This is a genomic window from Streptomyces sp. NPDC127097 (assembly GCF_042724075.1).
Classification (GTDB): Bacteria; Actinomycetota; Actinomycetes; order Streptomycetales; family Streptomycetaceae; genus Streptomyces.
The window spans coordinates 146,346-157,353 of the sequence record NZ_JBHXFI010000010.1 but is presented as its reverse complement, the minus strand read 5'-3'; the positions used below and the strand labels follow the sequence as shown (position 1 = coordinate 157,353).

Genomic DNA, 11,008 nt, shown 5'->3' with positions numbered 1-11,008 from the left:
CGCAAGCCGGAGACCGACAAGGAAGGCGCGCCTGATGGCGGATGAAGAGAAGCTGGTCGACTATCTCAAGCGGGTCGCGGCTGATCTGCACGACACCCGGCAGCGCCTGCGCGAGGCCGAGGAGAAGGGCCGGCAGCCGCTCGCGATCATCGGCATGAACTGCCGCTACCCGGGGGCCGCTACCCCGGAGCAGCTCTGGGATCTGGTCGCCGCCGGTGCGGACCCGATCTCCGACTTCCCCGCCGACCGCGGCTGGGACACCGACGAGCTGTACGACGCCGACCCGGAGAAATCCGGCAAGAGCTATGTCAAGCAGGGCGGCTTCGTCTACGACGCGATCGACTTCGACGCCGCGTTCTTCGGCATCAGCCCGCGCGAGGCGCTCGCGATGGACCCCCAGCAGCGGGTGGTGCTGGAAGCCGCCTGGGCGGCCTTCGAAGACGCGCGGATCGACCCGTCCAGCGCGCGGGGCAGCGACACCGGGGTCTTCTTCGGTGCCAGCGGCGCCGAGTACGTCCCGGTGATCCAGCAGCTCCCGGACGCGTCCGAGGGCTACACGATGACCGGCGTGGCCAGCAGCGTGCTGTCCGGCCGGGTCTCGTACTCCTTCGGCTTCGAGGGCCCCGCGGTGACCGTGGACACCGCCTGCTCGTCCTCGCTGGTCGCTCTGCACATGGCGGCCCAGGCGCTGCGGCAGGGGGAGTGCTCCCTGGCGCTGGCCGGCGGGGTCACGGTGATGGGCACCCCCGGGGTGTTCACCAGCTTCTCCCGGCAGCGCGGACTGTCCCCGGACGGCCGCTGCAAAGCCTTCGCGGCCGGGGCCGACGGCACCGGCTGGGCGGAGGGCGTCGGGGTGGTGCTCGTCGAGCGGCTCTCCGACGCGCTCCGCAACGGGCATCCGGTGCTCGCGGTGCTGCGCGGTTCCGCGGTGAACCAGGACGGCGCCTCGAACGGCCTGACCGCGCCCAACGGCCCCTCCCAGATACGGGTCATCCGCCGGGCCCTGGAGAACGCGGGCATCACCGCGGCCCAGGTCGACGCGGTCGAGGCGCACGGCACCGGCACCACCCTCGGTGACCCCATCGAGGCGCAGGCGCTGCTCGCCACGTACGGCAAGGCACGGACCGCGGAACGGCCGCTGTGGCTCGGCTCGGTCAAGTCCAACATCGGGCACGCCCAGCAGGCCGCCGGTATCGCCGGTGTGATCAAGATGGTGATGGCGCTGCGCCACCGGGTGCTGCCGAAGACCCTGCACGTGGACGCGCCCACCCCGCACGTGGACTGGGAGTCCGGTGCGGTGGAGCTGCTCACCGAGGCCAAGCCGTGGGAGAGCGCCGACCATCCGCGGCGCGCCGGGGTGTCCTCGTTCGGCATCAGCGGCACCAATGTGCACCTGATTCTGGAGGAGGCCCCCGCCGCCGAGGCCGGCCCCCCGGCCGCCGAGGAGGCCCCGGCCCGGACCCCGGGCCTGGCCGCCACCGGCACCGTGCCCTGGATCCTGTCCGGTGCGACCGCCGGGGCCCTGCGGGCACAGGCCGCACAGCTGCGGGCCTTCGTGGCGGACCGGCCGGAGCTGGACCCGGCCACCGTCGGATACTCCCTGGCCACCACCCGGGCCGCCCTGGAGCACCGGGCGGTCGTCGTAGGCGCGGACCGCGCGGAGCTGCTCGGCGGGCTGACCGCGCTGGAACACGGTGAGCCCGCCGGAAACCTGGTGGAAGGCATCGCCGGCAGCCGCGGCAAGACCGCTTTCCTCTTCCCCGGCCAGGGCTCGCAGTGGGCCGGCATGGCCGTGGAACTGCTCGACTCCGCCCCGGTGTTCGCCGACCGGATACGGGAGTGCGAGACCGCGCTGTCGGCGTTCACCGACTGGTCGCTGACCGACGTCCTGCGGGGCGCACAAGGCGCACCGGGCTTTGACCGGGTGGACGTGGTGCAGCCCGCGCTGTGGGCGGTGATGGTCTCACTGGCCGCGCTGTGGCAGTCCTGCGGCATCACCCCGTCCGCCGTGGTGGGGCACAGCCAGGGCGAGATCGCCGCCGCCTGTGTGGCCGGGGCGCTGTCCCTGGAGGACGCGGCCCGGGTGGTCGCCCTGCGCAGCAAGACCCTGATCGAACTGGCCGGACACGGCGGCATGGTGTCCGTTCCGCTGCCGCTGGACCAGGTGGAGGAGCGGCTGCGGGCCTGGGGCGAGCGGCTGTCCGTCGCCGCGGTCAACGGGCCCGGCTCGGTGGTCGTCTCCGGTGAACCGCGGGCCCTGCAAGAGCTGCTGGACGGCTGCGCGGCCGACGGGGTGCGCGCCCGCCGGATCGAGGTGGACTACGCCTCGCACTCGGCCCAGGTGGAGCAGATCCGGGAACGGCTGCTGGAGGTGCTCGCACCGGTCCGCCCGCGGGCCGCCGGCATCCCGGTGTACTCCACGCTCACCGGGGACTGGCTGGACACCACGACCATGGACGCGGATTACTGGTACCGCAGTCTGCGGCAGACCGTCCTGTTCGAGCCGGCCGTCCGCGGTCTGCTCGACGCCGGCTACGGCACCCTGATCGAGGTCAGCGCGCACCCCGTCCTCGCGCTCGGCGTGCAGGACACCATCGAGGCCACCGGCAAATCCGCGCTGGTCACCGGTTCGCTGCGGCGCGACGAGGGCGGCGTGGACCGGTTCCTCACCTCGCTCGGGCAGGTGCACGCCCATGGCCAGAGCCCGGACTGGGCCGCCGTGTTCGGCGGGGCCGCGGACGGCACGGTCGCCCTGCCGACCTACGCCTTCGAGCGGCAGCGGTACTGGCCGAAGGGCACGATGACCGCGGCCGGGGACGCGGCCGGCTTCGGGCTGAGCGCCGCCCGCCACCCGCTGCTCGGCGCCGTGGTGACCCTGGCCGACGACGAGGGAGTGCTGTTCACCGGGCGGCTGTCGCTGTCCACCCACGCCTGGCTGGCCGACCATGTGGTCGCCGGGCGGGCGGTCCTGCCCGGCACCGCGTTCGTGGAACTGGCCGTGCGCGCCGGTGACGAGGTCGGCTGCCAGGTCCTGGAGGAACTCACCCTCGCCGCCCCGCTGGTACTGCCCGACCGGGGCGGCATCCGGCTCCAGCTCGCCGTCGGCGGGCCCGACGACGCCGGCCGCCGTGAGCTGAGCGTGCGCTCCCGGCCGGAGGACGCACCCGACGAGGAGCCCTGGACCACGCACGCCACCGGCACCCTCGCCACCGGCGCGGGCTCCGCCGGCCCGCGCGCGGAGTCCTGGCCGCCCGAGGGCGCCGAACCCGTCGAGTGCGACGGGCTCTACGAACGGTTCGAGGGCACCGGCCTGTCCTACGGCCCGGTGTTCCGGGGCCTGCGCGCGGTGTGGCGACGCGGCGGCGAACTGTTCGCCGAGGTCGCGCTGCCCGAGGCGGCCGAAGACGAGGGCGCCGCGTTCGGACTGCATCCCGCGCTGCTGGACGCGGCCCTGCACCCGCTCGCCCTCGGCGGGTTCGTCGAGGACGGGAGCGGGGACCGGCCGTGGCTGCCGTTCGCCTGGTCCGGGGTGCGCCTGCACGCCGCGGGCGCCGGCACGGTGCGGGTACGACTGACCCCGACGGGCACGAACGCGCTCTCGGTGACCGTCGCGGACGCCACCGGAGCCCAGGTCGCCTCGGTGGCCTCCCTGATGCTGCGTCAGCTGACCGCCGACACGCTCGACGGGACCGGCCCCGCCTTCCACGACGCGCTCTTCCGGGTCGACTGGACCCCGGCGCCGGCCCCGGCGGAGATCTCGGCCGGCACCGTCGCCCTGCTCGGCGCGGCCGCCCCGGACCACCGTGCGGCACTCGAAGCGGCCGGCTCCCGGGTCGACGAGTACCCGGAACTGGCCGCGCTGCGCCGCGCCATGGACGCCGGTGCGCCGGTGCCCGACGTCGTGCTCCTCTCCTGCGCCTCGCCGGAGGCGCCCGAGGTCACCGCGGCCGTACGGGAGGCGACCGGCCGGCTGCTCGAACTCGCCCAGGACTGGCTGGCCGAGGAGCGGTTCGCCGACGCCCGGCTGGTGATCGCCACCCGGGGCGCGGTGGCCACCGAGCCCGGGGCGGACCTGACGGATCTGGTGCACGCCCCCGTCTGGGGCCTGCTGCGCACCGCCCAGTCCGAACACCCCGGCCGGTTCGTCCTGCTGGACTCCGACGGGCTGGAGACCTCGGCCCGGGCCCTGCCCGCCGCGCTGGCCCTCGGCGCGGACCAGCTCGCCCTGCGGGCCGGTGAGATCCGGCTGCCGCGGCTGGCCAGGATGGCCGTATCCGCCGACCCCGCACCCGAGTTCACCCCCGGCGGCACGGTACTGATCACCGGCGGCACCGGAACCCTGGGCGCGCTGTTCGCCCGTCATCTGGTGACCGAGCACGGCGTCCGGCACCTCCTGCTGACCAGCCGCAGCGGCAGCTCGGCCAAGGGCGCGGCCGCATTGACGGCCGAACTGCAAGAACTCGGCGCCGAAGTGGAGATCGCTGCCTGCGACGCGGCCGACCGTACGGCGCTGCGCGAACTGCTCGCCGCCATCCCCGAGGACCGCCCGCTGACCGGCGTGATCAGCGCCGCCGGCACCCTGGACGACGGGGTGCTGGAGTTGCTGGACCAGGAGCGTCTGGACGCGGTGATGCGGCCCAAGGTGGACGCCGCCTGGCATCTGCACGAGCTGACCCGGGACCTCGACCTGGCGGCCTTCGTGGTGTTCTCCTCCGCCGCCGGTGTCCTCGGCGGCTCCGGACAGGCGAACTACGCCGCCGCCAACGCCTTCGTCGACGCCCTCGCCGCACACCGGCGGGCCACCGGGCTTCCCGCGCTCTCCCTGGCCTGGGGCCGCTGGACGGAGACCAGCGGTCTGACCGAGGCACTGGACGAGGCCGCGCTCGCCCGGATGTCCCGCTCCGGGATGACCGGACTCTCCACGGAGCAGGGCGTCGCGCTGTTCGACGCGGCACGCGCCGCGGGGGACGCGCTGCTGGTCCCCGCACGGCTCGACCTCGCCGCGCTGCGGCAGCAGGCCGGTTCCGGGATGGTGCCCGAGCTGCTGCGCGGCCTGGTCCGGATGCCCGGCCGGCGGCAGGTGGACAGCGGCGCCGCCGCCACCTCCGAACTGCGCGAGCGGCTGACCGGGATGTCCGCGGCGGAACGGGACCGCACCCTGCTCGATCTGGTCCGCGCCCAGGTCGCGGCCGTGCTCGGCTACGCCGGTCCGCAGGCCGTGGAATCCTCCCGGCCGTTCAAGGAGATCGGCTTCGACTCGCTGACCGCGGTCGAACTCCGCAACCGGCTCGGCGCGGCGGTCGGCCTCCGGCTGCCCGCGACCCTGGTGTTCGACTATCCGACCCCGCTGGAGCTCGCCGGGTTCGTCCGGGACGAACTGCTCGGCGCGGCCGCTGGCACCACAGCCGGTGCACCCGCCGCCGTCCGCGCCGATGAGCCGGTCGCCATCATCGGGATGAGCTGTCGCTACCCCGGTGGCGTCGACTCACCGGAGAAACTGTGGCAGCTGCTGACCAGCGGCACGGACGCGGTGTCCGCCTTCCCCGCGGACCGGGGCTGGGACATGGAGCGCCTCTTCGACCCGGACCCGGACCACCCGGGCACCAGCTACTGCACCGAGGGCGGATTCCTCTACGACGCGGCGCGGTTCGACGCCGGCTTCTTCGGGATCAGCCCGAAGGAGGCCCTGGCGATGGACCCGCAGCAGCGGCTGCTGCTGGAGACCTCCTGGGAGACCTTCGAACGCGCCGGGATCGACCCGGCGACGCTGAAGGGCAGTGGCACCGGAGTGTTCGCCGGGGTGATGTACAACGACTACGGCATGCTGACCGCCGCGTCCGAACAGCTCGACGGCTATGTGGGCGTCGGCGTCGCCGGCGGCGCCGTCTCCGGCCGGATCTCCTACACCTTCGGCCTGGAGGGCCCCGCGGTCACCGTGGACACGGCCTGTTCGTCCTCGCTGGTCGCCCTGCATCTCGCGGTACAGGCCCTGCGGCAGGGAGAGTGCTCCCTCGCCCTGGCCGGCGGGGTGTCGGTGATGGCGACGCCGGGCACCTTCATCGACTTCTCCCGGCAGCGCGGGCTCGCCCCGGACGGCCGGTGCAAGTCCTTCGCGGACGCGGCCGACGGCGCCGGCTGGGCCGAGGGCGCGGGCGTCCTGCTCGTCGAGCGGCTGTCCGACGCGGTGCGCAACGGGCACCCGGTGCTCGCCGTGGTGCGGGGGTCGGCGGTGAACCAGGACGGCGCCTCCAACGGGATGACCGCGCCGAACGGCCCGTCCCAGCAGCGGCTGATCCGCCAGGCCCTGGCCAACGCCCGGCTGAACGCCGACCAGATCGACGCGGTGGAGGCACACGGCACGGGCACCACCCTCGGTGACCCCATCGAGGCACAGGCCCTGCTGGCGACCTACGGGCAGGACCGGCCCGAGGACCACCCGATGTGGCTCGGCTCGATCAAGTCCAACATCGGGCACACCCAGGCCGCGGCCGGTGTGGCCGGGGTGATGAAGATGGTCCTCGCCATGCAGCACGGCGTACTGCCCCGGACGCTGCATGTGGACCGGCCCTCCACCCACGTGGACTGGGAGTCCGGCGCGGTGGAGCTGCTCACCGAGGCACGCGAGTGGCCGGAGACCGGACAGCCCAGGCGGGCCGCGGTCTCCTCGTTCGGGATCAGCGGCACCAACGCGCATCTGATCCTGGAACAGCCCTCGGCGGCCCGCACCCCGGCCGACGCCGGCACCGGGCCGGCCCCCGCGGTGCTGCCGTGGGTGCTCTCCGCGCACTCGGCCCAGGCCCTGCGGGCGCAGGCCGGACGGCTGGCCGCCCTCGCCGAGGGCGACCCGGACCCGGTGGACGTGGGCTTCTCCCTGGTGTCGACCCGGTCCGCGCTGCGGCACCGCGCCGTGCTGGTCGGGGACCGCGAGGCCCTGCTCACCGGCGCCCGGGCACTGGCCGAGGGGACGACCCCGGCGGGTGTGGTCTCCGGCGTCGCGGGGGAGGGCCGGATCGGCGTGCTCTTCACCGGCCAGGGTGCCCAGCGCCTCGGAATGGGCCGCGAACTCCACAGGAATCACCCGGTGTTCGCCCGCGCCTGGGACGAGGTGTGCGCGGCATTCGACGCACTGCTGCCCCGGCCGCTGCGCGAGGTGGTGTGGGCCGAACCGGGCACCGCCGAGGCGGCCCTGCTGGACCAGACCCAGTACGCCCAGGCCGCGCTGTTCACCGTCGAGGTCGCGCTGTTCCGGCTGGTGGAATCCCTCGGCGTGGTCCCGGACGCCCTGCTGGGCCACTCCATCGGTGAGGTCACCGCGGCCCATCTCGCGGGTGTCTGGTCACTGGCGGACGCGGCGAAACTGGTCGCGGCCCGCGGCCGGCTCATGCAGAGCCTGCCCGCCGGCGGCGTGATGGTCGCCGTACGGGCCCCCGAGGACGTGGTGCTGCCGCTGCTCTCCGGCCAGGTGAGCATCGCCGCGGTGAACGGGCCGGAGGCCGTGGTGCTCTCGGGCGCCGAGGCCCCGGTGACCGAACTCGCCGCGGCCCTGGCGGACAAGGGCTACCGCACCAAGCAGCTCCGGGTCAGCCATGCGTTCCACTCGCCGCTGATGGACCCCGTCCTGGACGAATTCCGTACCGTCGCCGAGAGCCTGACCTACGCCGAACCGCGGATCCCCGTGGTCTCCAACCTGACCGGCCGGCTCGCCGAGCCGGACCAGTTGCGCGACCCCGGTTACTGGGTCCGGCACGTCCGGGAAGCCGTGCGCTTCCACGACGGCATGCAGGCGCTGCACACCGAGGGCCTGGACACCTTCCTCGAACTCGGCCCCGGCGGTGTGCTCAGCGCCATGGGCCAGGAGAGCCTGCCCGGCGGGGAGTTCCTGCCCGCGCTGCGCAAGGACCGGGCGGAGCACGAGGCGCTGCTCCAGGCCCTGGCCGGCGCCTATGTCCGCGGCGCCACGGTGGACTGGCTCCCGCTGTGCGGCGGTGGCCGCCGGGTCGCCCTGCCCACCTACGCCTTCCAGCGGCAGCGGTACTGGCCCGAGGCCGACGGCCCGGCCGGTGACAGCCGCCCGGACGCGGCGGACCCGGTCGAGTCCCGCTTCTGGGAGCTGGTGGAACAGGAGGACCTCGGCGCGCTGCTGCGCACCCTGGACCTCGACGAGAACCAGCCGATCGGCGCGCTGCTGCCGGCCCTGTCCGCCCTCCGCCGCGGGGAGTCCGCGGTGGACGGCACGCGCTACCGGGCCGACTGGCACGCGGTCAGCGATCTGTCCACGGCCGGACTGTCCGGCACCTGGGCGCTGCTCGTCCCGGAGCAGCACCTGGAAGGGGACTGCGCACGGTCGGTCGCCGAGGCGCTGCGGGCGCACGGCGCCGAGGTGCGGCAGCTCACCGTGACCGGCGCGGACGCCGGCCGGGAACGGCTGACCGGGCTGCTCGCCGGACTCCCGGCGGACCTCGCCGGGGTGGTCTCCCTGTGGGCACTGGACGACCAGCCGCACCCGGAGCACCCCTCGGTCCCGTCCGGCGTGGCCGGAACCCTGGCGCTGAACCAGGCGCTCGACGAGGCATCGCCGGGAACACCGCTGTGGTGCCTGACCCGGGGCGCGGTCTCGCTGACCCGTACGGGCCGTACGGCCGGCACGGCACCGGCACTGGTGTGGGGCCTCGGCCGGGCGGTCGCCGCGGCCCGGTCCGGACACCGGGGCGGCCTGATCGACCTCCCGGAGACCCTGGACGCCCGCCAAGGGGCCTGGCTGGCCCAGCTGCTGGCCGATGCCGACGGCGAGGACGAGCTGGCCCTGCGCCCCTCCGGGGTGTTCGCCCGCCGCCTCGGCCACGCGGGCCGGGGGGCCGCCCACCGGCCCTGGCGGCCGACGGGCACCGTGCTGCTCGCCGGTGAACTGGGCGCCGCCGGCGCCCAGGTAGCCCGCTGGCTGGCCCGTAACGGCGCCGCGCATCTGCTGGTGCCCCCGGCACTCGCGGGGGAGTCCCTCGGCGTCCCGGTGACCGTCATCGACGAGGCCCTGACCGACCGCGAGGCGGTGGCCCGGCTGCTGGACCGCGTCCCCGCGGCCCATCCGCTGAGCACCGTCGTGCACGGCATCGGCGGCGCCGGGGACCAGCCGGTCGGCTCCGCCACCGTCGCCGAGTTCGGCCAGGTGCTGGAGCGGGCCGTGCGCGAGTCCGAGAATCTGCACGAACTCGCCCGCGACGCCCCGGCGTTCGTGCTGCTCGCCCCGGCGGCGAGCACCTGGGGTGATCCCTCGCGGGCCGCGGTCACCGCGGCGGGGGCGTACCGCGAGGAGCTGGTGCGCCGGCGCCGGGCCGAAGGGCTCAGCGGAACGGTGCTCTGCTGGGACGGTGCGCCCGCCCCGGAGAGCGTGTTCGCCCGGGCGGTCGAGTGCGGCGAGCAGTCCGTCACCGTCGCCGAGGCGGACTGGGCGGAACTCGCCGTCACCCGGACCGGTTCGCTGCTGCGTGCCCTGCCCGAGGTGCGCCGGCCCGCCCAGGAGCCCGCGGCGGACACCGGTGACGACGTGGACCCGGAAGCCTTGCGGGCCTATCTGAAGGAGCTGACCGCGGCGGACCGGCAGGAGACCCTGCTGGACATCGCCCGCGGTGTGGCGGCCCGGGCACTGGGACACGAAAGCGCTTCGGCGGTCGAACCCGACCTCGATTTCCTCGATGCCGGCTTCAATTCGCTGTCCGCGGTCGAATTCCGTAATGCACTGAACCGCATCACCGGACTGTCGCTGCCCGCCGCGCTTGTCTACGATTATCCGACGCCCAACGCGGTCGTCGAGTTCCTGGAATCCGAACTCGGCTGACACCGCCCGGGTGTTGTTCAGGTCCTCGCCGGACGGGCCCGTCCCGTCCGGCGAACCGGCCTTCCCCCTGGGCCGGTTCGGGGTACTAAGGGGGTGTCTCTTCGATCTGCGTGGATCAGCCTGCGGCGTCTGGTGCCGTGCATCGCAAGGCGGAGCGTCTCCCTCGGACTGGGTGTCCGTGGGTGATGCGACAACGCCGCGAGGTGCGGTGCCAGGCGTCGCAGGCCCACGGAGATCGGAGAGACACCCCCTTTAAGGGGTTCCTTAGGGGTGTTCCGTCTCCCGGGACGGCCCATACGCTGCGTGCACCGACACGCTCAGCTCGGAGAGTGAATCCACATGGCAGTTCCTGGCTCGTGGAAATCGTTGACTTCGGACGGAAAGGATCTGGTACTCGCGGTCGATTTCGCGGTGACCGGAAGGCCGCAGGCAGGTTTTCCGGATTTCGTCGCGCTTGCCAATCCGCAATTCTCGCTCTGGGAGACACTCCCGCCCGCCCCGGAGGAGGACGCCGGAATGACCGGCGCCGACTACGTCGAACGCTGGGCGGCGGATGTGCTCCGGGAGGGCCGGCCGGTCCGGGCCGTCATGGGCTACTGCGTCGGAGCGGTGTACGCGGCGGCGCTGGCCGAGCGCATCGGGCGCAGCCAGGGCGAGACGCCCGTCCTCGTCGGCTTCGACCCCGAGCTGCCCCGGCGTGATGTGGTCTGTCACCACTTCCTGACCACCATGGAGGGGATGTCCGGGCTGCTCACGCCGGCGGAGATCGCGCACGCCCAGCAGGCCGCGGGGCAGGCGCTGACCGACGAGGGCGACATCAAGCAGTTCGGTGAGCGGCTGCTGGAGATCTTCCGGGAGGTCGGCGGCCCGGCCTTCGCGCGGGTGGGCCTGGACGCCAAGCGCAGCGAGGAATTCGTCGCCACCTTCGGCCTGTTCCTGCACTTCTTCGTGCGGGGCAGCGACCTCGACCCGACGGCCGGCTGGAAGTCGCTGACCGCGATGACCTCCGCGACCCCCACCAGTGGCCTCAACCCGCTGTCCGAAGCCGACCGGGCCGCCCGGGTGGCCAAGGAGATCCGCTTCCCCGTCGAGCACGCCGATCTGTTGCGCACGCCCGACGTCGCCACCACGGTCACCGGTCTGCTGAGCTGACCGACCGCACCCCAGCACGTCGAA

At 74.0% G+C, this 11,008-nt stretch carries 1 protein-coding gene and 1 pseudogene; both read left to right on the top strand.

Annotated elements, in window-relative coordinates; genetic code table 11:
* Nucleotides 1–34: 34 nt before the first annotated feature.
* Nucleotides 35–9,832, top strand: a pseudogene (locus ACFWJW_RS11515) (type I polyketide synthase); the annotation flags it as partial.
* 366 nt (nucleotides 9,833–10,198) lie between these two features.
* Complete coding sequence (locus tag ACFWJW_RS11510; protein WP_387238162.1) at nucleotides 10,199–10,984, top strand: hypothetical protein; 786 nt, start codon at nucleotides 10,199–10,201, stop codon at nucleotides 10,982–10,984.
* Nucleotides 10,985–11,008: the final 24 nt, after the last annotated feature.